Below are 23,901 nucleotides of genomic sequence, written 5' to 3'. Positions count from 1 at the left end.
AGCTATAGCGGGCGACAATGTTGCCCATCTGATTGGACGTAGGTATGGCCGTGCCATCATTATTGCCTACGGCACACGTTTTTGGCGTCACAGAAGAAAAGTATGAGGCTGCAGAACGTGCAACTAACAAGTTCGGTGCCTGCGACGTAGTCTGCGCGCGATTTTTTGTGCTGTTGCTGCAGCTTAATGGCTTGGTTGCCGGATCAGCAAATATGCCCTGGATGAAGTTCTTTATTGCGAACGTTGTAGGCTCAGTGCTTTGGGTTCTGTTCTGGACAATACTTGCATACCAGTTCGGGCAGCACGTTTCATTGCTGGCCAAGGGTCTGCATCACGTTTCGGTTATAGTTGCAATACTGATTCCAGTAGCCTTGATATTAGTGTTCGTGTTTGGTCGTTGGGCGCTGCAAAGACGCGGTACGTTTACCAAAAATACGCGCCCATAGAACCCCAGCGCACTCCTTGTTGCCACAAAGCACGAGCAACGGTTGAACTACCAATGCCCGGTTTCCCCCCTGTCGGCTTCAAATCCCTCCGGTGATGCCGCGCGACCACAGGTCAAGCATATAACGCTGGAATGAAAGTCACGTACTAACCCTGATAACTGAGTTTGAGCAAATCCATGCCGCCTCCACAGCAAGTTTTCGCCACATAAACTTGCCTAGGCTATCCATCTCAAGAAGTCTGGTCTATTGCAAAAAAAACCATTTTGATGGGGGTCAAAATGAAGCTTAGCGCAATTGAAATTTGCTGCATACTATTGGCCAGCGCAGTGGCCGGGGCCGGTTTTGTCGCAGCCGCAAGCGTACTGATTTCGGCAATCTGAACTTACCACGCGCGTTATGATAGGGGAATAATTGCTACCTCAAATCTGGGTCCGAAAAAGAGAAAGCCCCCTTCCGAGCGCAATCGGTGCAGGGCTAGCTCTTAGTAAACTTTACCATCCCGCAAAGCGTTGCGCTGTTCGCGTCTCATCCGTGCCGCCCGCTTCCTACACCCCTCAGAGCAAAACTGTGCATCTGTCCTTCGATAGTCGGGAAGGTAGTCGGCACACCCACGTGCCCTGTCTTACACGGCGCAGCATGACCTTTGCCCGCTCAATCCGGTTACCTAGGTTTCCGGTCCAGAAATAGCACTCCGCCATTGCAACAAAGGCGCCTTTCTGTTCCTCTATCCGAACTGATCTCGGTTCTGGCCCAGGCATTTTGCACCTCATTATTTCCGCACCCATAGCCGGGTTAAGATGTTGAATTCTTGAGTCTGCTGCAAGCTAACTAACCCCTTGGGCGTTGCAGCGCATATGATGTTGTCCATCTTTGGGACATGACAGTCGCCGACCTTTCCATTTTTGAACTGTAATGAGTCGCTGCAGCCCCTGCGCGCCTGTTTGGATTTATCTGCCGGTCGCTGCGCATTGTTGTAACTGACCAAAGCTGGAAGGTAGCAACTTCTTCTGGACCTTCCTTGCCTTGATAACGAGAAGTTTGCCACATACCGGCAAAAGCGAACGGTGGGCGGCTTTCGTCACCGTTTGGTGCGAACCAATGGTACGTGGCCGGATTGCGACCCTTCGCCTCGCAAAACGAGCTGGCAGGGACAAGGCAACGCCTTTCCTGGAAGCTTCCTTTCCATAACCCACTTGAACGCACCTTGTCGTCTCGCGCGATGTTCCATGCTGCTGGCTGAATAATTGCCCCGGTCTTTTTGGACTTCTTAGTGGTGCGGAAACCCCAGCTCAAAGGAATCAACTCGCGCGCACCTTCCTCATTTTTTCTTACTACCGGAGCCAAGTGCTTTGGGTAAATAGCGGGCAGAGGTTCAGCGTTTCCCAACCTGTTTCGTTCGGCCTCAACGTCGAACAGATGGCGCATGGCTTCCGCAGGAATCGTGTTGGAGTACAGATTGCACATAATTTGGACGGTAAGCAGCAATATCTGTTTGGACATGCCCATTTTGTTCTATATTTGTTCTCAATGATTGTTTGGCCTAACCGAATCCCATTTGACCTTCACGCGGACTTGGAGTCCCACGCCGTGGGCGAATGTGAAACTGTTCTTTGCGTCTGGGCGAAGCGTCATGGCCTTTAACTTAAGATTCAGTGGTATCTGCCATTGCAACAAACGATTGAGGATCTGCACTCACGTAGGTATGTCGCCAAACCTCAGGATCATTGGGCAGCCATAAAGGAATGGTTAGAGAGACATGACGTTACTGCGCCATGCGGGCTAGCTGGATGGCCAGAACAAGAGCAGAAGTTGGCAGATGGGGCCGGGGCGGATGGCCTCCCCAAAAATGGCGAGTGTACCTGAATTGGTTAACGGGATGAAATTGCGGAAAGCTGACGGCAGTCTGCCTCTATCGATTCAAGACGGTCTTCCCAACCGCGCCCAAGACAATGCGCTCCGCCTTGCTTAAAGCCGTAAATGGCCTCTTCCAGACTTATCGACTGATCTGGATTCGGAGATGAACCAATTGGGTTCTCCGGGTCTGTGCGCATGATTCAGGATTGCATTTGATGAAAGCCGTTGGGCTGTGGAATCAGGGCAGAGGCCCAGTCGCTTTCAAATACGCAATTCTTTCTGCGACGATAGAGTGAGCCAAAGAATTCTGTTGTTGCCAAAGTGTCGCAAATTACGAGTCCACAAATCCAAATTTGCAGGGCTCAAGCATTTGTTATTATTTATTTAAATGCATTGATCAGAGCCTCTCCAGGACACCAACTCCCGAATTTTGTAACGCTTAGATCTCTCGTAAGCTGTTGTTGTATCTAACTATCCTAACTGCTTGATGAGTATTGGTGTTTTTTACTCATCCGATACACACCTGCCCGCCTGCAACCACTGGCGGTAAGTGGTTGCAGGCGGGCTGGTTTCTTGCGGTTTTCCGCCCAATAATACTTAAGTTATAGCAAATACCCGCTGTTATTGTCTGATATCTTTTACAGGATTTTTCGCGTCACAGTTCTGCCGCTATCCAGACCGACAATGAAAAGAAGTGAACTACTGAAGGCAAGTCGATGTCACAGGCGGACTCATTAGAATGGCATATGCTGGGACTGATTAACGCGGAGCGAGAGAAAGTTGGCGCGCCTCCACTTGCTCTGGAGCTCAATCTCAACGAAGCCTCCGAAGACCACAGTAAGTGGATGATCGCAACAGACATCTTCTCACACACCGGCGTGAACAGCTCGAGCGCCGGTAAACGAATGGCTGACGCAGGATTTGATTTCAGCGGCGGTTTCGGCTGGGCCGAAAACATTGCCGCAAGATCAATTCGAGCTCCTGACGGTTTCGATGACGAGGTCATCGGGCTTCACAATCAGCTAATGAACAGCGCTGGCCACCGGGCCAACCTTTTGAATCCTGATTATGACTATATTGGAATTGGTATCGAGATCGGAGAGTATCAGGGGAATACTTGGGCATTTGTAACCCAAAATTTTGCCCGCACCGGAGGTTCAGTTTCTTTGGACACTGGAAGCGACGGAGGGACACCCCTATCAAATCAACCATCTGCCGCACTGCCTGACAATCCACGCGATCTCTCTGACCGTACAGAAGCCCTAGAGTATATTGCTTCCTATGACGATTTGATTGCAGCATTCGGTGCAAACGCAGAAGCTGGTTTGCGTCACTACACGGATCATGGATATTTGGAGCAACGCCAAGTCACCTTTGACGGATTAGAGTACATTGCATCGCACAATGATCTTATCCGAGCTTTCAGGGCCGATGCCGAGGCAGGAGCTAATCACTTTATTTTCCACGGCCGCACAGAAGGGCGCGAAAGTACATTTGACGGGTTGGAGTACATTGCTTCCCACGTAGATTTGATCAACGCATTTGGAGCTAATTCTGAAGCGGGGTCGACGCATTACATTACGCATGGTCTACGGGAGGGACGAAGCAAAGACACATTTGACGCCGAGACTTACCTAGATAATTACACTGACCTTCAGGCTGCATTTGGAAACGATCTTGAATCTGCAACCGAGCACTTCATCGCCTACGGTTATTCTGAAGGCCGTTCAGACGATTTCCTGTTCTAGACGCAACTAATCAAACTCAAGTAGCGGTCAGAAGGGTTGGTAGTGGTCCCAGTGAACACCGATCGACACAGCGCATTATTAAATTTGAATAAAAATTAATCGCCAATCATAGTGAACGCAGAAAAGCGCGACCGGAAACGTATTCCCGTCGCGAACACTTCGACTAATTTTGTTCTTGCACCAATCAGATTACCGATTCGGGATCCGGCCTCAAGTGACGGATTGTTCGGAAACAACTTCGCCAAAACGTGTAAAGAACTTGCCCGACAGCTTTTTTGCCGTTCCAGCGATCAGGCGGCTACCCAGTTGGGCGATTTTTCCACCAACCTCGACCTTGGCTGTATAAGCCAGAACGGTTTCGTCCCCATCTTCGGTCAGCGTCACGTCGGCACCACCCTTGGCAAATCCGGCGGCGCCGCCCTTGCCTTCGCCGGTCAAGGAAAACCCGTCCGGTGCATTGGCGGTGTCCAGCGTCACAGCGCCCGCAAACCGGGCTTTGACGGGGCCGATCTTCAAGACCACCTTGGCTTCCAGATCTTCGGGTGAATTCTGGATCAGCTCTTCGCACCCTGGGATGCATTCCTGCAGGATTTCGGGGTTATTCAGAGCCTTGTAAACCACATCCCGCGGCGCAGAGATGCGGACTTCGTCACTCAGTTCCATTCAACTTTCCTTTGTTCAACAGCATCTTGGATAAACCAGAAGCGCGGTCTCTGTCGCCTCTTCCGGAGTTTGTTCGGGACGCGCGGGCCACAGGGACCTCAGGCGTTTAAGCACGTTTCTCATCATGGGACTCCGTTTTGGATTTGTCACTGTTTCGCCAAAGCACAATTTCAGCAAGGATCGACACGGCGATCTCATGCGGGTCGATCGCGTGGATGTTCAGACCTGCCGGTGACTTCAGTCGCGCAGCTCGTATCGGGTCCAAACCTTGCGCTATCAGCTTAGCCACCAGCGTTTCGGTCTTACGGTGGCTGGCCACCATCGACACCCGCTTGGCGTCCGTTTGCAGGGCGGCGGCCAGGGCCGCGGCATCCCCCTGACCTTGCGAAGCCACGACAACGAAATCCCGCGGCTCGACCCCTAGGTCCTGGACGGAATCCAGAGTGAACCGTTGAAAGTCACCTTCTGTCTCTGACGCGTCGCTGAGGCACACGCGAAACCCGGCCAGTGCCCCATGGGCTGCCAGTGCCACTGCAATCAGAGACTCGCCAAAAATCACCAATCGCGGTGCGTGCTGATACGGTTCGACAAGCAGATCGACCGTGCCACCGGACGGACAACCGCTTTTGAACGTCTGAATGCCATCATGATCGGCCATGTTCACCACCTTTTCCGAAGGTTTGACCCGGATCATTTGCGGCGTTCCACTGGCCAACGCCTGCTGGGCCGAGGATCGAACCGCACGTTGAACGCAGCCCCCGCCCAAATGGCCCAGGATCCGTCCATCTTTTGTAATCGCAGCCTTGCCCCCGGCTTTCGCCGAAGTTGCATCCGCAGTCCGCAACACCGTGGCCACGCAAAAGGCTTCATCAGTTTTGCGCAGCTGCTCAATCGTGTCGAATATGTCGAAGCTTGCCATGTGGGCTCCTTTCACAGCTTACGGAATTGCGGTTCCAGCGTCGCCAGCGCCTCAAGCGTATTTGCGGGCAGGTGCGCGTCCAGATACGGCTCAGCTGCCTGCATTGCGGCGGCAATGGGCTGGTAGTCGTGCCAGCCCTTCAGCGGGTTCAGCCAGACGATCCGCCGGGCCTTGCGTCGAATCCGGGCCAATACAACGCCCAGCGCTTGCGGGTCCGAGCTGCAATACCCGTCAGACAGAATCAGTACGATGGTCCGACCGTTCAGTGCGCGCGCGCCATACCCATTCAGAAAATGCTCAAGACTGCCCGAGATATCCGTGCCCCCGCCAAACCCTTCGGCCATCAGCGACAATCGCCCTGCTGCGCGCAGCGAATCGTGGTCGCGCAACGCATCCGTGACGCGCATCAAGCGCGTATGGAACAGATATGCGTCCGCTTCGGTTCCAGTGCCAATCAAGCCTTTCAGGAAAGCCAGAAAGACGCGCGAATATACCGTCATCGAACCGCTTACATCGCACAGTGCAACGATCCGCATCGGACGCGGTGGGCGGGCGCGACGATACAGGTCCATCGGTTCGCCGCCTCGTGCAAGGCTGGCGCGCTGTATACGGCGCATGTCCAGAGCAGGCCCCCTTAGCGCTTTTTTCCGTCGGCGCGAGCGGCGGTCGCGGATGGCGCGCGCCAGCGCTGTCGCCGCTTGTTCGGCCTGCTTCAGTGCGTCTTCATCCACCAGTTCACGCAAATCCCGACGCGACAGGTTGGCCGTACGGGTCGCAATCAGCTTACCGTCTCTCCCCACGGCCTCCCCGTCGCCCGGATCAGGGGTTGCGTCCTGATCCGAATCGGAACTGGTCTCCTGAATGTCTTGGCTTTCTTGCTGCCAGATCATCGGCTTGGCGGATTGCACCCGAACATGCGCGGTTTGCGCCACTCCGGTCCGTTGTTTCCCGGCATTTAGCCAATATGCATCGAAAAGATCGTCAAACCGTCGCCAGTCCTCTGCGTCACCGGCCAGCAATACACACAGCGCCTGTCTGGCCTGCGGCAAATCCATCGCCTCAACCGCCGCCAGAACCGCCAACGCATCCCCGGTCTCTGCCGGTCCGACGCGCATCCCGTTCATCCGCAAATGTGCAATGAAGCCAGACATGCGATCCGCCAGACCAGAGGCGCGAGAAGGGAACCGGGTGACCTGCATCACGCCACCTTTCCAATCAGGCGGTCCATCACTTCAGGCGGGGCCGCGTCATAATCGGTTGCGGTTTTCAGAAGACAGACAAGAGTCGCCTGAACCTCTTCGCGGGACTGCGCCATGTCGTTAACACCCAATCCTGAAAGGGCTGCCGCCCAGTCCAGCATCTCGGCAATGCCCGGAGTCTTCTCCAAGTCTTCTTTGCGCAAAGCCTGCACGACGCCAACAATCTGGCGTGCCAACTGCCCTTCAACTTGGGGCATGCGGGCTTTCAAGATTGCCATTTCGGTTTCACGCGATGGGTAGTCGAGGAAACTGTACAGACACCGGCGGCGCAATGCATCGGACAAGTCCCGCGTGCCATTCGCCGTCAGAATAACGGTCGGCTTTGTACGCGCCGGGATCGTGCCCAGTTCGGGAATTGTGATTTGAAAATCCGAGAGGATTTCCAACAGATACGCTTCGAATTCTTCGTCGGCCCGGTCAATTTCATCAATTAGCAGAACCGGAGGGGCATCTTGCGAAATGGCCTCTAACAAGGGACGTTTCAGCAGATATTCATCTGAGAAAAGCCGTGCTTCGCTCGTTCCACCCTGCGCCTCGCTCGCTCGGATCGCCAGAAGCTGACGCTGATAGTTCCATTCATAAATGGCATGACTGGCATCGAGCCCTTCATAACATTGCAGCCGGATCAGCCGGGCGTCCTGCCACGCGGCCAGGGCCTTTGCCACTTCGGTCTTTCCAACGCCAGCAGGTCCTTCCAACAACAATGGCCGCCCTAATTGCTGTGCCAAATGCAGCGCCATCGCCAACCGGTCATCGGAAACATAGCCCTGCGCGGCCAATCCGTTCTGAACATCACTCAAAGTCAAAACCAGGATCCAATCTTCATCTGGCCAAAAATATCCCGGGGGAGGTTCGGAGGGGGTTCTACCCCCTCCGTTCGGTCGGACCGACAACAGCCGGTTCGAAACCGTTTACCCGTGCATCCCCAACCCGTTGGCGATCTTCCAGATCCGCCAATGATCATGCGGCATATGACTTTGCACCAACCCAAAGGGCCGGAACGCATCATGTACCGCGTTCGAGAACGCAGGCACACCGCCGACATTCGGGCTCTCGCCCACGCCCTTGGCACCGATCGGGTGGTGCGGAGATGGCGTGACCGTGTGATCGGTGGTGTAGTTCGGCGTCTCCCATGCCGTAGGCAGGAAGAAGTCCATCAGCGTCGCGGTCTTGACGTTGCCCATCTCGTCATAGGCAATCTCCTGCCCCATCGCGATGGCCAGGGCTTCGGTCACACCGCCATGGACCTGCCCTTCGATGATCATCGGGTTGATCCGCGTGCCGCAATCGTCCAGCGCATAGAACTGCCGAACATCCCATTCCCCAGTATCCACGTCGATCTCCATGACACAGATATAGGCCCCGAAAGGGTAAGTCATATTTGGGGGGTCATAGTAGCTGACGGCCTCCAGACCGGGTTCCAGCCCCGGAATAGCCTGGTTGTAAGCGGCAAAAGCGATCTCTTTCATGGTCTTGAACCGCTCAGGCGCGCCTTTGACGGCAAACCGATCGACATCCCATTCGACATCATTGTCATGCACCTCGAGCAGATAGGCCGCGATCATCTGCGCCTTGGCGCGGATTTTGCGCGCGGCCATGGCTGTCGCAGCACCGGCAACCGGTGTGGACCGAGACCCGTAGGTCCCAAGGCCATAAGGCGCGGTGTCGGTGTCGCCTTCCTCCAGCGTGATGTCATCGGCTGGCAGGCCGATCTCACTGGCGATGATCTGGGCAAAGGTCGTGGCGTGGCCCTGACCCTGGCTGATTGTCCCCAGCCGCGCGATGGCGGAACCCGTCGGGTGAATCCGGATTTCGCACGAGTCGAACATGCCCAGCCCGAGGATATCACAGTTCTTCACCGGTCCGGCCCCGACGATTTCGGTGAAATGCGTCAGGCCGATGCCCAGCAGTTTGCGAGTCTTACCAGCCTTAAAATCCTCGATCCGGTGCGCCTGTTCCGCCCGCAGACCTTCATAGTCCACGGCCTTCAGCGCTTTGTCCCAAGCGGTGTGGTAATCGCCCGAGTCATACTCCCAGCCCAGCGCGGACTGATACGGGAACTGATCGGCCTTGATGAAGTTGATCCGGCGCAACTCGGCCGCGTCCATGTTCAGCTTGATGGCCAGTACCTCGATCATCCGTTCGATGAAATACGCAGCCTCGGTCACCCGGAACGAACAACGATAGGCAACACCGCCCGGTGCCTTGTTGGTGTAAACCCCATCCACAGCCAGATAAGCAGTTGGAATGTCATATGACCCAGTGCAGATGTTCATGAAACCAGCCGGAAATTTGGTCGGGTCGGCACAGGCGTCAAATCCACCATGATCCGCTGTGGTATGACACCACAAGCCGGTGATCTTGCCGTCTTTCGTGGCAGCTATCTTGCCTTGCATCCAGTAGTCGCGGGCAAACGCGGTGGACATCAGGTTTTCCATCCGGTTCTCAACCCATTTCACCGGTTGGCCGGTGACAATCGAGGCGACGACCGAGCAGACATAGCCTGCATAGGCGCCGACTTTATTGCCAAAGCCGCCGCCAATATCGGGGCTGATAACCCGGATATTGTGCTCTGCCAGACCCGAGATCAGCGATACAACGGTGCGGATCGCGTGCGGGGCCTGGAAAGTGCCATAAAGCGTCAGCTTGCCGGTCACCTTATCCATCGAGGCAACACAGCCGCATGTCTCCAGCGGGCATGGGTGGGTCCGATGGTAATAAACCATCTCTTCGGCCACGACATCTGCCTCACCCAGAACAGCCTCGGTCGCGTCCTTGTCGCCCTGTTCCCACGTGAAGATGTGATTGTGATGTTTACGCGGACCGTGGGCACCCTCTGTCTGACCCGCAAGGTCTTCGCGCAGGACGACATCTGATTTTAGCGCTTCGAACGGGTCGGTCAGAACGGGCAGCTCTTCATAGTCAACCTCGACCAACTCGGCCGCATCCGCAGCGATATACCGATTTTCAGCGACGACGTAAGCAACTTCCTGGCCCTGGAACAGAACCTTGCCATCGGCCAGCACCATTTGCTTGTCGCCCGCCAACGTCGGCATCCAATGCAACCCCAATGGCGCAAGGTCTTCGGCAGTCAAAACAGCAACAACGCCAGGTATCGCCAGCGCAGCCTCTTTGTTCACGCTGACGACGCGGGCATGGGCATAGGGAGAGCGGACAAAGGCGCCAAACAGCATCCCGTCCATCTTGATGTCATCGACGTAGTTGCCCTTGCCTTGGGTAAAGCGCACATCTTCGACGCGCTTGCGCGAACTGCCCATCCCTTTGAGGTTGGCGACGCGTTCTTCGGGGGTCAGAGTCTGGTCGTTCATTCCGCAGCCTCCTTCTGAGCGTTTAGCATGTCGGCAGATGCCGCGATCGCCTTGACGATGTTCTGATATCCGGTGCAGCGGCACAGGTTGCCGGACATGCCAAAGCGGATGTCTTCCTCGGTCGGGTTCGGGTTTTCTTGCAGAAGACGATGCGCGCGGGTGATCATGCCCGGCGTGCAAAAGCCGCATTGCAGCCCGTGATGTTCGCGGAACATCTCTTGCAGAACCCCGAGGCTGCCATCGTCATTGGTCAGCCCTTCGACAGTAGTGATATCGGCCCCGTTCACCTGTGCCACAAAGGTCGTACAGGACTTGACGGACTTGCCGTCGATATCCACGGTACAGGCCCCGCAATGGCTGGTTTCGCATCCGATATGCGGGCCTGTGATTTTCAGATCTTCCCGCAGGAAATGGATCAACAGCGTGCGCGGCTCGGCCAGACCTTCGACCTGCTTGCCGTTCACGGTGAGTTTTACGTGCATTTTTGACATCGTTGTTCCTCCCCTCAATCCGCGCGGCTTTGCGCGCGTTCGATGGCGCGGCGCAGCATCACAGCGGCCACGTGTTTCTTGAATTCGACGGGACCACGATTGTCGGCCACCGGGTCGATGGCTTCGAGCATCGCGGCGACACAACCACTGACATCCCCATCCGCCAGCGCATTGCTTGCGCTTTCAGACCAGAGGGGTGTGTCCGCCAGATTGGTCATCGCGACCGAGGCCTGACCATTGCCAACCATCACGGCAGCTGCCGCTGTCGCATAATCACCGATCTTGCGTTTCTGCTTTTCATAGGCCTGACCCACACCGGCGCCCGGCACCGGGATCGAAATCCGGGTCAGGATTTCCTCATCGTCACGCGCAGTGAAGTAAGCGGCCTCATAAAACTCACGCGCGGCGACACTGCGGCGGCCATCGGGGCCAGACAGTTCAAACGTTGCGTTCAGGCATTGCATCAACCCCGGCATATCATTGCCCGGATCACCATTGGCGACATTCCCACCAACAGTTCCCACATATCTCACCTGAGGATCCGCAATCTGCAGCGCGGCCTCTCGGATCAACGGAATGGCTGTAGCCAAGCCGTCATGAGTGATCAGCTCATGCTGGGTCACCATTGCGCCAAGCGAAACCGTGTCGGCACCAACCTCGATGCCCTTCAGCTCCTCGATCGCTTGCAGATCGACTAGGTGGCCCATTTCGGCCATGCGCAGCTTCATCATCGGGATCAGGCTGTGCCCGCCCGCGATCACGCGTGCCTCATCTCCGTGTTCCTGCAAAATGCCAATGGCCGAGGCGATATCGCCTGGCCGGTGATACTCAAATCCGGCTGGTATCATGTTTTTCCTCCCTGGGTCCAAGCGGTATGCCTTGGGGGACCTGCCGTAAGGAAAGAACGCTGAAGCCATCCGTTCCAGCCAGTGGAAACGGAGAGCGCGGCTTATTTCACGAAATGCGAATGCGCTGCACGAGCTGCGATCAAAGGCCCAGCGCCTCGCGAATGTCCGTCAGGCGGGATCGGCTGACCGGCACCTTGGCTAGCGCATCGACTCCATCGAAATAGCAGGTGCCGTTATCCTTGTGCCTCTCGAACCGCGAGACCTGTTTAGGGTTCACCAGATAACTGCGATGAGCCCGCAAAAAACCGTCAGGCGCCAAGCGCGATTCAGCTTCGGTAATGGACCACGGGCAAAACAGTTTTTCGGCGTTTATATAGAGAACGGTGTAATGCCCTTCGGCCCGGATGGCTGCGATATTGGAAGGCTGGGCGAAAAAGGTTTGTCCTTCCCGCTCAAACGGTACCCCAGCCCGCAATGTGGGCTCTGGTTCCGGGGCAGGTTCCGGCGCGCTCGGCGATACCTCTGCTGCCGCAGGTTCGATGAAGGTGATGCCCGTTAGCAGGAATGCACCACAGATCAGGAACACGGAAACCGTGACCCCCATCGCCAGCACCTGATTGTTTAGCGCAGGTCCGGCGCGACCGGTGGTATCGCTTGCGACAAAGTCAGTCAGGCCGGTAGCGACGAAATGCATGGTGAAGACCGCCAACCCGAAACACACCGTTCCCAGCAGAATGTTGCGCTGCGTTCGGTTGTCATAGGCAACCCAGATTGCCAGCACCGACAAAACGACCGAGGCCAGGGTCGAAATCACCACGTCCCAAACATTGTAAACGGGGCGGCACAGCTCCATCCCGGCCATGCCGACGTAGTGCATGACAACAATCCCCAGACCCACGATCACGCCCGCACCAACCATTGTTCCCATCGTGCGGGGACGGAAATGCAGGATCAGCAGCGCAAGGCCAACCATCAGGATCGCGACCAGGGCTGAGATCAGGGTGATCAAAGCATCGTAGTAAAACAGGATCGGCAGTTGCAGGCCCAGCATGGCCACGAAATGCATCGACCAGATGCCACCGCCCAGAATGATCGCAGCCAACGCCACGACCAGTTTGCGTTTCTGATCGTCCAGTTTTGAGGCCCCATGCGTCAGATAAAGCCCTGTGAATCCAGCCATCATCGCAACAGCCAGAGACGCCGCCACAAGCCAAGCGTTATGAGAATAGTCCAACATTTGGATTTACACGCCCTCCCCGACGCGTGGGTGACGTTAGCAAACGGAATTGATTGCGACAATTGATGTTGGAAAGGAATTCCAACAGTACCGGCGCTGGTTTCGGTTTTTACCGACCCTTCGGGCTTAGGTGGCGGTCTTATTACTGAATAACGGCATCTTCCCATGCGGAAAGGAACTTTGTTCGTTTCAACCCGTCAAGAAAGGTCAGTAACGCAGGATCAAGGCCGATTGTCTCCCGCCCGTCAGAACCACCACTCGGCTGCAAAAGAGGAAGCGGGCTGGCCTCTTCGGCCACTGCTGGCCGCTCAGTTACGAGGTAACGCAGCAGCAACTCGGCTGCTTTGGGTTCTGGCGTGGCTTTCGAAACCATCGCTGTGCGCATCATAATTGTTTGAAAATCAGACGGTAATACGACCTCAAGGGCGTCTTTGCCCTCGGCTCGGACAGCGGCGTAACTGCCCAGAACATTGTAAGCAACCAGGATCGAGCCATCCGCTAGGTCATTGATCATTTCGCCCGAGCAGCAATAGAGCCGTACATCCAGGCCGCCCATAACCTCCATCAGGCGCCAATACGTCTCAGACGCGCGCGCATCCTGGGTTGCAAACAGATATCCCAGACCAGATTGGCGCACGTCATAGGTGCCAACTTTGCCCCGAAACTCTTCGGGTCGTTGGCGCAATGCCTCGATCAGGTTTTGCCGGGTCTGGGGGATGGGCTGCCCTTCAAACGCGGTTCGGTTTATCACGATTGTCGCGGGTTCCGAGGTGAATGCGAAAAGGCTGTGGTGCCATTGCGCCCAGTGCGGGACGGGGACATCGTCGATAGACAGGGCAAAGCCGTCATTTGCCAGTTTCAACTGCAGGTCCATCGCGCTCGAGATGATCACGTCGAAGGCATCGGGCGTTGCGCGGACACGACGGTTGATGTCGGCGGTTCCGGAAACGAGGTATTCGACACTAATCCGGGGGTTCTCCGCAACAAACCCCTCGATCACCGGCGCGAACAAAACAGTATCGGTGCTGGAAATCACCCGAAGGCGCGGACCTTCGGCGCTTTCATTAAAGACCAGACGGTCTTCCCAATCGTCGGCCCATCCGAGGCAGGGAACAGCCAACAAAACTAGAGCGATAAGATAACGCATGCGCCCCCCTTTGACCGGTTCTTTAGGATCAATGCGCCCCCATGCGCCGTTGCCACATCCTGCGCGATCGTCAACCCCAGCCCGGACCCGATGGTCCCAACGGCGTTCTGTCCGCGTTCAAACCGGCGCGTCAGCGTGTCGATTTCATCAGGCGGAAAGCCAGGACCCGAGTCGCGCACCTGAATCTGGGGGTCGGGATGTGCAATGATCGTGATCTCAACAGCGCTGTCAGATGGCGCGTATTTCATCGCGTTATCGACCATATTTCGAACAGCATTCTGGATCAGGATCGAGTCGCCCGAGTAAGGAACCGACGGCTCACCCGACAATGAAAGCGTCAGCTCTTTCATTTCGGCAATCGGGATCAGGCGCTGCACCAGATCGCGGATCAGAACGACCAGATCAATCTCTTCTCGTTCCAGATGATCCGCTCGGAAGGTGATCATCGCGTGATCCAGCAACTGCCCTGCCGCGCGCGAGCTTTCGTCGATGGCACGTACCATGGCCTTCAAGGCCTCACGGTTGTCTTCCCGTTCCACGCGGTGAAGGGTTGCCTCGGCATAAGACCTGACGGTGGCAAGCGGTGTTCGCACCCGGTGCGCGGCTTCGGCGATAAAGTCCTCGGATTGGCTAAGCGATTGGTCCAGACGGCCCATGAGCGAATTCAGCGACGTCACCAGCGGTGCCATCTCTTTTGGCACGGGTTTCTTGAACGGGCTTAGATCCTGCGGACCTCTGCGTGTGACCGAGGTCGTCAGTTTGTTCAACTGGCCGATCGTTGATGATGTCACCCAGAATGATAGCGCGGCGGTCAGCAGAAAGAACCCGATCCCCAAATACGCTGCGTTGCGTGAAATCTGATCCAGCGTGTCGGATAACGCGTCCTGCGTTTGCCCCAACGCGACCTCAATTTCGGTCTGGCGGCCCAAACCGACCAGCGTTCGGCTGGCGCTGACCTGACGGACACGCTCGCCGCGGACCTGACCGGTTTGAAAAGCCCATCTGCCTTCAATCGGGCCGTCTGCAAGGCTCAGATCATCGTAGCCTGACAAAAATTCTCCATCCTGATAAATGGCATAGAACACCCGGTCATCCGACGGCGTGCTGAGCATGGAAAACGCGGCATAAGGGATGTCCACCTCTAGCTGACCATCCCTAAGCGCTGCGGCATCAAGGATCGACGAGACGGACGCCCCCAATATATCGTCCTGTCCCTGTTGGGCGACTTTTGCGGCATAACTGCGCACCGTCAGGAACAATAGGATCGCCAGGACCGCCGCTCCGCCGATCAGCGTCAACACCAGTCGATTTCTTAGTGATCCCGAAACGGTTGCGCTAGTCGTCATGATCCAGCCTGTACCCCAGTCCACGCAAAGTCGTGATTTTCATGCGGGATTTTTCAAGATGCTTGCGCAGGCGTCCGACGTAGACCTCAATCGCGTTGTCCGACACGTTGTCATCATAAGAAAACAACCTGTCCGCCAGCTTCTGCTTGGAAAACACCTGACCCGGCGCGTTTATGAACAGCTCGATCATTCTCAGCTCGCGATTGCGAAGCGAGAGCGTGACACCATCGACGGTCAAATGACCAGCAACCGGATCAAAGATAATTCCGCCAACTTCAATCGTCGACTTTGAGCTTCCGGACTTCCGACGCAGAACGGCGCGGCAGCGGGCCTCAAGTTCCGCATGATCGAAAGGCTTGGTGACGTAGTCGTCCGCCCCCAGATCAAGCGAACCGATTCGATCCGAAACCTGACTGCGCGCAGTCAGAACGATCACCGGCGTGTCCAAACGGCTTGCCCGGTGCTGCCTTAGGAACTCGCGGCCATCCCCATCGGGCAACATTATATCCAGCAGGATAAGGTCGTATTCCTCGGTCGCAACAAAGGCGCGCGCATCCTCTAAATTTGCTGCGTTATCAACAACATGACCATCCAGCTGCATGCGGGAACTGATCGCGTTCGCGAGGTCGAGATTGTCTTCGACAAGCAGAAATTTCATGGGCGAAAATCAGTTTCTTTTTGCATGACAGGTTGATGTCAGGTTGGCGTGTTTAGGTGCAGGATAATCTGTGCCGCTGAGCGGCCAGTTGTCAAATGGGAGGACATAATGACAACATTTAACCTGGGCCGTCGGGCCCTGATCGCAGCTGTTGCAGCAATTGGTCTGGTTGGACCTGCCGCATCCGAAGAAGTCGTCGACAGCATCCACTTTCTGATCCCCGGCGGCGCCGGCGGTGGCTGGGACGGTACCGCCCGCGGAACTGGCGAGGCCTTGACCAATGCTGGTCTGGTCGGCACAGCATCTTATGAGAACATGTCGGGCGGCGGCGGCGGTAAAGCCATCGGCTTCTTGATTGAAAACGCCGACAGCAACCACGGCACGCTGATGGTCAACTCGACGCCCATCGTGATCCGCTCGCTGACCGGTGTGTTCCCGCATAACTTCCGTGACCTGACACTGGTCTCGGGCACAATCGGCGACTACGCAGCGATTGTTGTAGGCAAAGATAGCCCGATCAACTCGATGGCGGACCTGCTGGCGGCTTATGACGCGGATCCGGGCGCAACCGCGATCGGTGGCGGCTCGGTTCCAGGCGGCATGGACCATCTGGTCGCCGCAATGGTCATGGAAGCTGCAGGCAAGGATGCGTTGGGCGTGAAGTACATCCCTTATGACGCGGGCGGAAAAGCTATGGCTGCCTTGCTGTCGGGTGAGATCGCCGCACTGTCGACCGGTTTCTCGGAAGCTGTCGATCTGGCGAACGCAGGTGAGGTTAAAATCATCGGTGTGACCGCAGAGGAACGCGTTGATGCAGCACCTGATGCACAGACCATGAAAGAACAGGGCATCGACACCACTTTCGTGAACTGGCGTGGGTTCTTTGCTGCCCCCGGCCTGCCCGAGGACAAGCTGGCCGCCTATCAGCAAGCCATCGCCAAGATGTACGATACGCCCGAATGGGAAGAGGTTCGTGCCCGTAACGGCTGGGTCAACATCCACAACTCGGGTGCCGATTTCGAAGCGTTTCTGGAAGGTCAGGAACAGCAGATCAGCGACCTGATGAAGAAGCTGGGCTTCCTCTGAGGCAATCTACGGCAGAGCGTTTGGTCGCTCTGCCGTCCCAAAAAACTAAGATACATGGGAGGGGACGTTATGGCGCTGGATCGCTGGATCGCGCTTATTTTATTGGGTGTTTGCCTAACGTATGGGTACACCGCCTGGTTCACGATGGACGGAAGTCTTCCTCCTTTCATGCAGAGAAATCCGATCTGGCCCAGCACATTTCCAAAGGTGCTGTCTATTCTAGGCGTGGTCGCGTGTTCGATCATCCTGCTTGGCTTTGAAAAGAGCGAGGTCAAAGAGGCCGATATCGATTACCGCAGACTTGGGGAATATCATCTGGGTCAGGCAATTTCTCTTCTGGTGCTCATGGTTGTCTATGCCCTGTGCCTGCGCCCGGTCGGTTTTCTGATCGCGACATCCAGCTTCCTGATCCTCGGGTCTTTCATTCTGGGTGAACGCAAGTGGCACATCATGCTGCCTGTCGCGTTCGTGGCAACCGGATCCGTCTGGTATCTGGTTCAGGAAGTTCTTGGAATTTATATGCGCCCCCTGCCGGGCGTGTTCGGAGGCTGACATGCTTGAAGGACTTCTGATCGGCCTGCAAACGGCATTCTCAATTCAAAACCTGCTGATGGTTGTCGCGGGCTGTCTGATCGGCACGTTTATCGGCATGCTTCCGGGTCTGGGCCCAATGTCGATCATCGCAATCATGATCCCAGTTGCTATTTCGATGGGCGATCCATCCGCCGCACTGATCCTGTTGGCAGGCGTTTACTATGGCGCGATCTTCGGCGGCTCGACGTCGTCCATTCTGCTGAATGCGCCGGGGGTCGCGGGCACCGTGGCCTCAAGCTTTGACGGTTACCCAATGGCCCGGCAGGGCAAGGCGGGCAAGGCCCTGACCATCGCAGCAATCGCCAGTTTCGCAGGCGGCACGATCGGTGCCATTTTGCTGATGGTCTTTGCTCCGGCACTGTCTTCGGTCGCTCTGCTGTTCCATTCCGCCGAATACTTCGCGCTGATGGTGGTAGGTCTTTCGGCCATCGCAGCCTTTGCCGGTTCGGGGCAAGTTGCAAAGGCCATCATCATGACGACCATGGGATTGATCATGGCCACCGTCGGAGAGGGGGCGCTGTTCAATCTTCCGCGTTTCACAATGGGCATCATGGACCTGCAATCCGGGTTTGGCTTCATCACTCTGGCCATGGCAATGTTCGCCTTGCCCGAAGCGTTGTTCCTGGTGCTTAAACCCAAAGACCTGAAAGGGGATGACGGCAAGATCAAGGATCTGCGCATAACCAAGGCCGAGGCAAAGGCAATCACCCCGGTCATCGGTCGCCAATCGGTGCAGGGCTTCTTTATTGGCGTCCTGCCCGGCGCGGGCGCGACAATTGCCAGTTTCCTCGGCTATGCGGTGGAACGGAACATTGCCCCCAAGGATGAGCAGGAGGAGTTCGGTAAAGGCTCGATCAAAGGTCTGGCCGCACCCGAATCGGCGAATAACGCGGCCTGTACCGGATCTTTTGTGCCGCTGCTGACACTGGGCATTCCCGGTTCCGGGACAACGGCGATCCTTCTGGGTGCCTTGATTGCCCTGAACGTCACCCCGGGCCCGCGTCTTATGCTGGATGAGCCTCAGATCTTCTGGGCGGTGATCATGTCGATGTTCATTGGCAACCTCGTCCTGCTGATCCTGAACCTGCCGCTGATCCCCTACATCGCCAAAGTGCTGGCAGTTCCGCGCAACTATTTGATCCCGTTCATTTTGTTCTTCACGCTGATGGGCGCCTATATCGGGCAGAACAATGCCACCGAATTGCTGATCCTGGTGGGTTTCGGCGTATGCGCAACGGCCCTGAAGTTCGCTGACTATCCGCTGGCACCCCTGCTGATCGGGTTCATCCTTGGCGGCATGATGGAGGATAACTTTTCGCGCTCGATGCAGCTTTATGATGGCATCGCGTTTATCTGGGAACGTCCGATGACCTTGGGACTGCTTGCCATTGCCGTCCTGCTGGTTCTGCTACCCAGCTACCGCGCACGTCGTGCACGGGCACGGGCCGCTGGTGTGGCTGATGGGGACTGAACCGCTTAGGGGTGTTCGGGTTCTTGATCTGACAAACGTGCTTGCTGGCCCGTATTGTTGTTACCAACTGGCCCTGATGGGGGCCGAGGTGATCAAGGTCGAACGCCCCAATAGCGGTGATCTGGCGCGTGTGCTTGGGGCTGATCCTGACCGGAACAAAGCCGGTATGGGGGTCAGCTTTCTGGCGCAGAACGCGCAGAAAAAATCGGTCACGCTGGATATGAAATCCAGTCGGGGCAAGGCTCTGCTAAAGCAGCTTGTGAAAACGGCGGATGTTCTGGTTGAAAATTTCCGGCCCGGCGTGATGGATCGGTTGGGTCTGGGGTATGACGTTCTGCGTACCGAAAACCCTGCCTTAATCTATTGCGCAATAAGCGGGTTCGGGCAGGACGGTCCGCGCCGCGACGACCCGGCCTATGACCAGATCGTTCAGGGCATCAGCGGGGTCATGTCGATCACCGGCGCGGCGAACACGGCACCCTACCGCGTTGGCTATCCGCTGGCTGATACGGTCGGGGGACTGACGGCCGCCTTTGCGGTAAGTGCCGCATTGAACGCAAATCCCCGTGGCGCGTTTCTGGATATTGCCATGTCCGAGGCCGTGATCTCGACCATGGGATGGGTTGTGTCCAACTACCTTGTCGGCGGTGTGATGCCCGGCGCGCATGGCAATGAAAACACAACCTCGGCACCGTCCGGTACCTTCGCCACATCCGACAGCCCGATCAACATCGCCGCCAATCGCGATGAGCAATGGCAAGCCCTCGCCCGGCATCTTGGCCGCGAGGACTTGCTGGATGACCCCGATTACGCGACGCGCGAAGATCGCAAACGAAACCGCCACGCTTTGCGGGATGAGTTGGAGAATTCCCTAAAATCGCGTCCCGCAAACGAGTGGGTCAGCGCGTTAAACGGCCTCGGCGTACCCACGGGGCAAGTTCTGACAGTCCCCGAGGCGTTGGCGGACGAACAACTCTCTGACCGGGGGTTAATTGGAACTCTGCACGTGCACGGAGAGGACATGCAGCTGGCTGGCAGCCCTGTGGTGATGGACGGGCACCGAAACATGCCACGGGCCGCGCCACCAAAACTGGGCGCAGACAATGCTGTGATCTGGTCCGAACTTGGCTTGTCTGCAGACGAGATCGAAGAACTGGCTAAGGATGGTGTAATATGAGCGATGTTTCCGACTGGTGGAGCACATCCATCATTGACATGGAACCCGGACGCATCGCCCTGCGCGGTGAACCCATCGAGGACCTGATCGGCAACCTCAGTTTCGCTGAAATGATCTGGTTTCTGGTTCGCGGCAACCGCCCGTTACCCGCGCAGGCAGATTTGTTCGAAGCGGCCCTGGTCGCCGCCGTGGATCACGGACCACAGGCACCTTCCATTGCGACGGCCCGGATGGCTGTAACTTGCGGTTTGCCTTTGAACAACGCAATGGCCAGCGCGGTGAACATGCTGGGCGACATCCACGGCGGCGCCGGTGAGCAGGCGGTTGAGCTGTATCACTTTGTCGGGTCGCATTCGGGCGGGATCGGTGCAGCGATTGACGACTGGATCGACGACCACGGAAAGATACTGCCGGGTTTCGGCCACCGGTTTCACACACCGACCGATCCACGCGCACCGCGGTTGATGGCCCTGGTCTCTGAGGCAGTAGAACGCGGCGCCTGTGACGGACGTTTCCGAAAAATCGCTTTGGATATCGAGGCAGAGCTTGCACGTCGCAAAGGCAAACCCGTCCCTATGAACATCGACGGGGCCACGGCTGTCATCTACGCAGAGCTTGGGTTCGAAGCACCGCTTGCGCGTGGTTTGTTTTGCCTCTCCCGGTCAGTCGGCATACTGGCACATGCGTGGGAGCAAATGCAGCAAGGTGGCCGCAACAAAGGCCCCACACCTCCGACATACCGCTGGACTTATGTCAGGAACTCCCCTGAGGAATAGCGCGTCAGGCCTGTTTTTCAACCACGGGCTCGACGTCAGGGCGGACCGGTTCCACATCCAATTCGATGATCTCGGGATCAACCGGTTCCTCGACGTCTTCCACTTCAACCTCGACCTCAGCTTCCGGCTCACTGCTGTCTTCCAATGCACCAACGATCAGAGGCAGCATATGGACACCAGTCGCGCTTGTGATTTCGGGCGTTTGCGGTGTTTGCCAGCTGAGCGTGTCAAAGCTGCTGCAGTTCTGACAGACCGGAGCCCACTCGGGCTGGATGTCATGACAATTGTCGCAGACCCATTGTGGCCCGCGCGGTGCAGTCAGCGCCTTGGCCAGCCAACCCTGTACTACTGCGTCCGAGGACCCCTCGCCCCGTTCAATAGCGGCCATCAACGTGTAACCGCGCGCATCCGCCTGCTTTTCGACCACATCGCCCAGCGCGCGACGCGCCTCGGGGAAGTCTTCAGCCACGATATTCAGCTCCGCCAAAATCAGACGGGTTTCCATATTCTCAGGGTGAATGCGGGTCAGCGCGGTAAAGCGTTTGATCCGCTGCTCTGGCGTTTCATCCGGCGCAATCTCGGCAAAGACATGGGCGAGGTCGGGGTGCGGCTGCACCTCCCACGCTTTTTTCACGATTTTGGTCGCATTGCGCGGTTTGCCTTTTTCGATGTAAGCACGCGCTGCCATTGCGGCCGCCGGCACCAGATCAGGAGACAGGCGGTTCGCCTCAATCGCGCGCTCTTGCTGCTCGACCGTGGCGTTCTCGTCCAGAATCCCCTTGGCCTCGGACAGGGCCAGCACAGCATCGCGGCGCTTGAACACGTCGCGCGGCAGGTGGCCGGATTTCAACTTGGCTGTCAGTGTCGACCGCGCGCCTGCCCAATCCTGCGCCTTGGTCTGCAGACCCAGCAGAATGTCCTGTGTTTCCAGATGGCGCGGCTTCATGGCCAAGGCTTTTTCGGCCAGTTTGCGGGCGGTTTCGTCATCCCCTTCGGCCAGTTTCTGTTTCATGATACCGCGCACACCGACAAAGCGGGTTGCATTGTCCGTCACCAACTTTTTGTAGGTGTCAGCCGCCTTTTGGGTGTCACCGTTCATCTCGGCAGCCTGAGCCACCAGCAGGTTGGTCAGCTCGGGTTTGTTCAAAAGCCGCTCCGCCTTGGTGGCCTTGTTCAAAGCCACGCGCCCTTCGCCCGATGCCAGCGCCATCAGACCATCGGACAACGCTTGATACCCGCGCTGCTCGCGGCTGCGGTCGAAATAGCGCGAGAGTGCCGTTTCGTCTCCGTTGAGGAACTTCAGCGTGGCGATCAACAGGGTCAGCAGCTTGAACAAAAGCCAAACTGCAAAAACCAGAACGCCCAGTGCGATGACCGATTGCAACGGCCCCAAAGTGTACTCCGTCCCGCCGGCTGTGATCTGTACACCACCGCTGGTTTCCATGAGGGAACCCGCACCCACGGCCAGAAGACCGATAATCGCAACAAAAACTAGAATCTTAAACAGTGACCACAGCATGGCAGGTCCTTCAGTTCGAGTTCACGCTAGGCTGAAGCGCATTGGCGGCATCCACCGCGGAAACCCGCGCCTGGGCTGCCTGCTCCCAATCAGCCATAGCTGCCTGCGCCGCTTCGGGCAGGGATTTAAGTTCGGTCAGGGCCGTTGAGACGTCGCCACTGGACAGAGCCGACTCGGCACGAGACAGGATCGCATCCGGACCATCGCCATCTTGTGGGGTGACCGAACGCGCCCCGGTCTGTCGCTGCAGGAACGCCACCAGACCAGTGGCTTTGTCCGCATCCCGTGCTTCCGCCAACGCGGTTCGCGCAGCGGGTGAGAACGATGCCCGCAAGGTCGACACGCTTGCAACACCCTTATCGGCGGGGCCGGATAGCGCCTCAGGCACATCAACGCCGCCTGCCTTCAGTTCGGCGACAAGGTCTGCGTAAGGCTGACCAGCATCCAGTTGACCATGCAGGCGCGACAGGATCGCCGCGTTGGTCGCTGCCAGAGCCTCTGCCGAGGCTTTCGCCTCAAGCGTTTGTGCGTCCGACACCATTTTTTCCACTTCGGCCCGCTGCGCCGCCAGTGAGTCCTGCAATTTTTTCAGTTCGGCCTCAAAGGCTGCCGACGTTTCGGGGGACGCGCCTTGGGTCAGAGCGTCGCTTTCAATTTTACTTAGGCGGCTGGCCAAAGGATCAATCTTGCCCGCCAGCTCATCGACACTGGATTTGAGCGTATCCAGGTCAGAGGTGATCGGTGTCACCTGATCGGTCAGCGCTGAAATCTTACTGTCGACGCCAGATTTGTCGGACAGGGATTTGGTCAGCGCCTCGATCTGAGTGGACTGATCGTTGAGCTTCGCCTCGAGCGTCGTAAGCGCATCTGTATCACCAGATCCGAACAAGCCCGCGCTGCCGGCTGCAAACCCGATTCCCGCCGCGATAACACCGCCGAGCAAAGCGGGGACGAATCCACTGCGTTTTTCTTCCTGCTGCGACTCTTCACGATGCGATTTTTCCGGCGGCGCGGAGTTCTCTTCCTGGGTCAGTTCCACAGCCGCTTCGGCTTCGGCTTCGGCTTCGGCTTCGGCTTCGGCTTCGGCTTCGGCTTCGGCTTCGGCTTCGGCTTCGGCTTCGGCTTCGGCTTCGGCTTCGGCTTCGGCTTCGGCTTCGGCTTCGGCTTCGGAAAGGGCCTTTTCTAGCGGCTCATCCGCGTCAACGACTGTCTCATCACGCTGCGAGGTGAATTCAACTGTTTCGTCCGACTTGGGGTCTTCCACCGGCTCGACTGCGAATGTTTTCTACACGGCACCCGCCCCGGACCCCTGCTCACACCCAATTTCATATGA

21 protein-coding genes are annotated in these 23,901 nt (G+C 57.0%); 7 read left to right on the top strand and 14 right to left on the bottom strand.

Features of this window, described 5'->3' with window-relative positions; translation table 11 throughout:
- Positions 1 to 44: 44 nt before the first annotated feature.
- On the top strand, positions 45 to 446 hold the full coding sequence (locus DK510_RS16605; RefSeq protein WP_109313035.1) for a DedA family protein: 402 nt from the start codon (positions 45 to 47) through the stop codon (positions 444 to 446).
- A gap of 828 nt (positions 447 to 1,274) precedes the next feature.
- Here DK510_RS16605 and DK510_RS16600 read toward each other — a convergent pair.
- Entirely contained in the window at positions 1,275 to 1,946 is a 672-nt protein-coding gene (locus DK510_RS16600; RefSeq protein ID WP_234999114.1) for an SOS response-associated peptidase family protein, read from the bottom strand.
- Positions 1,947 to 3,046: 1,100 nt separating this feature from the next.
- Here DK510_RS16600 and DK510_RS16595 point away from each other — a divergent pair.
- Positions 3,047 to 4,048 (top strand): CAP domain-containing protein, encoded by a 1,002-nt coding sequence (locus DK510_RS16595; protein ID WP_200833254.1) that lies wholly within the window; start codon positions 3,047 to 3,049, stop codon positions 4,046 to 4,048.
- A 210-nt stretch (positions 4,049 to 4,258) separates the two neighbouring features.
- Here DK510_RS16595 and DK510_RS16590 read toward each other — a convergent pair whose 3' ends face one another.
- The 11 genes from DK510_RS16590 to DK510_RS16540 form a co-directional block, all read right to left on the bottom strand.
- On the bottom strand, positions 4,259 to 4,711 hold the full coding sequence (locus DK510_RS16590; RefSeq protein WP_109313033.1) for a carbon monoxide dehydrogenase subunit G: 453 nt from the start codon (positions 4,709 to 4,711) through the stop codon (positions 4,259 to 4,261).
- Positions 4,712 to 4,817: 106 nt separating this feature from the next.
- The gene (locus DK510_RS16585) at positions 4,818 to 5,630 is read right to left on the bottom strand and encodes an XdhC family protein (protein WP_109313032.1); all 813 of its coding nucleotides are present in this window, start codon (positions 5,628 to 5,630) and stop codon (positions 4,818 to 4,820) included.
- A gap of 11 nt (positions 5,631 to 5,641) precedes the next feature.
- Positions 5,642 to 6,829, bottom strand: coding sequence for a VWA domain-containing protein (locus DK510_RS16580; protein WP_109313031.1), 1,188 nt, complete (start codon positions 6,827 to 6,829; stop codon positions 5,642 to 5,644).
- Positions 6,829 to 7,695 (bottom strand): MoxR family ATPase, encoded by an 867-nt coding sequence (locus DK510_RS16575; protein ID WP_109313030.1) that lies wholly within the window; start codon positions 7,693 to 7,695, stop codon positions 6,829 to 6,831. Before DK510_RS16575 ends, DK510_RS16580 begins: the two co-directional genes overlap by 1 nt.
- Positions 7,696 to 7,800: 105 nt before the next feature.
- Positions 7,801 to 10,218 carry an aerobic carbon-monoxide dehydrogenase large subunit gene (locus DK510_RS16570; protein WP_109313029.1) on the bottom strand — a complete coding sequence of 806 codons (2,418 nt, stop codon included), beginning with the start codon at positions 10,216 to 10,218 and terminating at the stop codon, positions 7,801 to 7,803.
- A complete protein-coding gene (locus DK510_RS16565) occupies positions 10,215 to 10,709 on the bottom strand; it encodes a (2Fe-2S)-binding protein (RefSeq protein WP_109313028.1) in 495 nt (164 codons plus the stop codon). The genes DK510_RS16570 and DK510_RS16565 overlap by 4 nt, the downstream gene beginning before the upstream one ends.
- A gap of 14 nt (positions 10,710 to 10,723) precedes the next feature.
- The gene (locus DK510_RS16560; RefSeq protein WP_109313027.1) at positions 10,724 to 11,557 is read right to left on the bottom strand and encodes a xanthine dehydrogenase family protein subunit M; all 834 of its coding nucleotides are present in this window, start codon (positions 11,555 to 11,557) and stop codon (positions 10,724 to 10,726) included.
- 139 nt (positions 11,558 to 11,696) lie between these two features.
- Positions 11,697 to 12,794, bottom strand: coding sequence for an MHYT domain-containing protein (locus tag DK510_RS16555; protein ID WP_109313026.1), 1,098 nt, complete (start codon positions 12,792 to 12,794; stop codon positions 11,697 to 11,699).
- Positions 12,795 to 12,936: 142 nt separating this feature from the next.
- A complete protein-coding gene (locus tag DK510_RS16550) occupies positions 12,937 to 13,941 on the bottom strand; it encodes an ABC transporter substrate-binding protein (RefSeq protein ID WP_109313025.1) in 1,005 nt (334 codons plus the stop codon).
- A complete protein-coding gene (locus DK510_RS16545) occupies positions 13,920 to 15,287 on the bottom strand; it encodes a sensor histidine kinase (RefSeq protein WP_109313071.1) in 1,368 nt (455 codons plus the stop codon). The genes DK510_RS16550 and DK510_RS16545 overlap by 22 nt, the downstream gene beginning before the upstream one ends.
- Positions 15,277 to 15,945, bottom strand: a complete 669-nt coding sequence (locus DK510_RS16540; RefSeq protein WP_109313024.1) for a response regulator transcription factor — start codon at positions 15,943 to 15,945, stop codon at positions 15,277 to 15,279. The genes DK510_RS16545 and DK510_RS16540 overlap by 11 nt, the downstream gene beginning before the upstream one ends.
- Positions 15,946 to 16,053: 108 nt before the next feature.
- On the opposite strand from DK510_RS16540, the gene DK510_RS16535 reads away from it, so the two are divergent.
- The 5 genes from DK510_RS16535 to DK510_RS16515 all read left to right on the top strand — a co-directional run bounded on the left by DK510_RS16535 (position 16,054) and on the right by DK510_RS16515 (position 21,049).
- Positions 16,054 to 17,031: a tripartite tricarboxylate transporter substrate binding protein gene (locus tag DK510_RS16535; protein ID WP_058275185.1), complete on the top strand. Its 978-nt coding sequence runs from the start codon at positions 16,054 to 16,056 to the stop codon at positions 17,029 to 17,031.
- A 69-nt stretch (positions 17,032 to 17,100) separates the two neighbouring features.
- Positions 17,101 to 17,583, top strand: coding sequence for a tripartite tricarboxylate transporter TctB family protein (locus DK510_RS16530; RefSeq protein ID WP_058275184.1), 483 nt, complete (start codon positions 17,101 to 17,103; stop codon positions 17,581 to 17,583).
- Between the two features lies 1 nt (position 17,584).
- Positions 17,585 to 19,096: a tripartite tricarboxylate transporter permease gene (locus DK510_RS16525; RefSeq protein WP_058275183.1), complete on the top strand. Its 1,512-nt coding sequence runs from the start codon at positions 17,585 to 17,587 to the stop codon at positions 19,094 to 19,096.
- Positions 19,086 to 20,273: a CaiB/BaiF CoA-transferase family protein gene (locus DK510_RS16520; RefSeq protein ID WP_109313023.1), complete on the top strand. Its 1,188-nt coding sequence runs from the start codon at positions 19,086 to 19,088 to the stop codon at positions 20,271 to 20,273. The genes DK510_RS16525 and DK510_RS16520 overlap by 11 nt, the downstream gene beginning before the upstream one ends.
- Entirely contained in the window at positions 20,270 to 21,049 is a 780-nt protein-coding gene (locus tag DK510_RS16515) for a citryl-CoA lyase (protein ID WP_109313022.1), read from the top strand. Before DK510_RS16520 ends, DK510_RS16515 begins: the two co-directional genes overlap by 4 nt.
- A 4-nt stretch (positions 21,050 to 21,053) precedes the next feature.
- Here DK510_RS16515 and DK510_RS16510 read toward each other — a convergent pair whose 3' ends face one another.
- On the bottom strand, positions 21,054 to 22,568 hold the full coding sequence (locus tag DK510_RS16510) for a heme biosynthesis protein HemY (RefSeq protein WP_109313021.1): 1,515 nt from the start codon (positions 22,566 to 22,568) through the stop codon (positions 21,054 to 21,056).
- 10 nt (positions 22,569 to 22,578) lie between these two features.
- Complete coding sequence (locus tag DK510_RS16505) at positions 22,579 to 23,832, bottom strand: hypothetical protein (RefSeq protein WP_200833253.1); 1,254 nt, start codon at positions 23,830 to 23,832, stop codon at positions 22,579 to 22,581.
- Between the last annotated feature and the right edge of the window lie 69 nt (positions 23,833 to 23,901).

The sequence above is a fragment of the Ruegeria sp. AU67 genome (genome assembly GCF_900312795.1).
Taxonomy (GTDB): domain Bacteria; phylum Pseudomonadota; class Alphaproteobacteria; order Rhodobacterales; family Rhodobacteraceae; genus Ruegeria; species Ruegeria atlantica.
The sequence above is the reverse complement of the archived record's forward strand: the minus strand, read 5'-3'. Positions and strand labels throughout refer to the sequence as shown.

Bases quoted from the DNA above. Each gene is read 5' to 3' on its own strand.
- DK510_RS16605 (WP_109313035.1), top strand. From the start codon at position 45: ATGGCCGTGCCATCATTATTGCCTACGGCACACGTTTTTGGCGTCACA.
- DK510_RS16600 (WP_234999114.1), bottom strand. From the start codon at position 1,946: ATGTCCAAACAGATATTGCTGCTTACCGTCCAAATTATGTGCAATCTG.
- DK510_RS16595 (WP_200833254.1), top strand. From the start codon at position 3,047: ATGCTGGGACTGATTAACGCGGAGCGAGAGAAAGTTGGCGCGCCTCCA.
- DK510_RS16590 (WP_109313033.1), bottom strand. From the start codon at position 4,711: ATGGAACTGAGTGACGAAGTCCGCATCTCTGCGCCGCGGGATGTGGTT.
- DK510_RS16585 (WP_109313032.1), bottom strand. From the start codon at position 5,630: ATGGCAAGCTTCGACATATTCGACACGATTGAGCAGCTGCGCAAAACT.
- DK510_RS16580 (WP_109313031.1), bottom strand. From the start codon at position 6,829: ATGCAGGTCACCCGGTTCCCTTCTCGCGCCTCTGGTCTGGCGGATCGC.
- DK510_RS16570 (WP_109313029.1), bottom strand. From the start codon at position 10,218: ATGAACGACCAGACTCTGACCCCCGAAGAACGCGTCGCCAACCTCAAA.
- DK510_RS16565 (WP_109313028.1), bottom strand. From the start codon at position 10,709: ATGTCAAAAATGCACGTAAAACTCACCGTGAACGGCAAGCAGGTCGAA.
- DK510_RS16560 (WP_109313027.1), bottom strand. From the start codon at position 11,557: ATGATACCAGCCGGATTTGAGTATCACCGGCCAGGCGATATCGCCTCG.
- DK510_RS16555 (WP_109313026.1), bottom strand. From the start codon at position 12,794: ATGTTGGACTATTCTCATAACGCTTGGCTTGTGGCGGCGTCTCTGGCT.
- DK510_RS16550 (WP_109313025.1), bottom strand. From the start codon at position 13,941: ATGCGTTATCTTATCGCTCTAGTTTTGTTGGCTGTTCCCTGCCTCGGA.
- DK510_RS16545 (WP_109313071.1), bottom strand. From the start codon at position 15,287: ATGACGACTAGCGCAACCGTTTCGGGATCACTAAGAAATCGACTGGTG.
- DK510_RS16540 (WP_109313024.1), bottom strand. From the start codon at position 15,945: ATGAAATTTCTGCTTGTCGAAGACAATCTCGACCTCGCGAACGCGATC.
- DK510_RS16535 (WP_058275185.1), top strand. From the start codon at position 16,054: ATGACAACATTTAACCTGGGCCGTCGGGCCCTGATCGCAGCTGTTGCA.
- DK510_RS16530 (WP_058275184.1), top strand. From the start codon at position 17,101: ATGGCGCTGGATCGCTGGATCGCGCTTATTTTATTGGGTGTTTGCCTA.
- DK510_RS16525 (WP_058275183.1), top strand. From the start codon at position 17,585: ATGCTTGAAGGACTTCTGATCGGCCTGCAAACGGCATTCTCAATTCAA.
- DK510_RS16520 (WP_109313023.1), top strand. From the start codon at position 19,086: ATGGGGACTGAACCGCTTAGGGGTGTTCGGGTTCTTGATCTGACAAAC.
- DK510_RS16515 (WP_109313022.1), top strand. From the start codon at position 20,270: ATGAGCGATGTTTCCGACTGGTGGAGCACATCCATCATTGACATGGAA.
- DK510_RS16510 (WP_109313021.1), bottom strand. From the start codon at position 22,568: ATGCTGTGGTCACTGTTTAAGATTCTAGTTTTTGTTGCGATTATCGGT.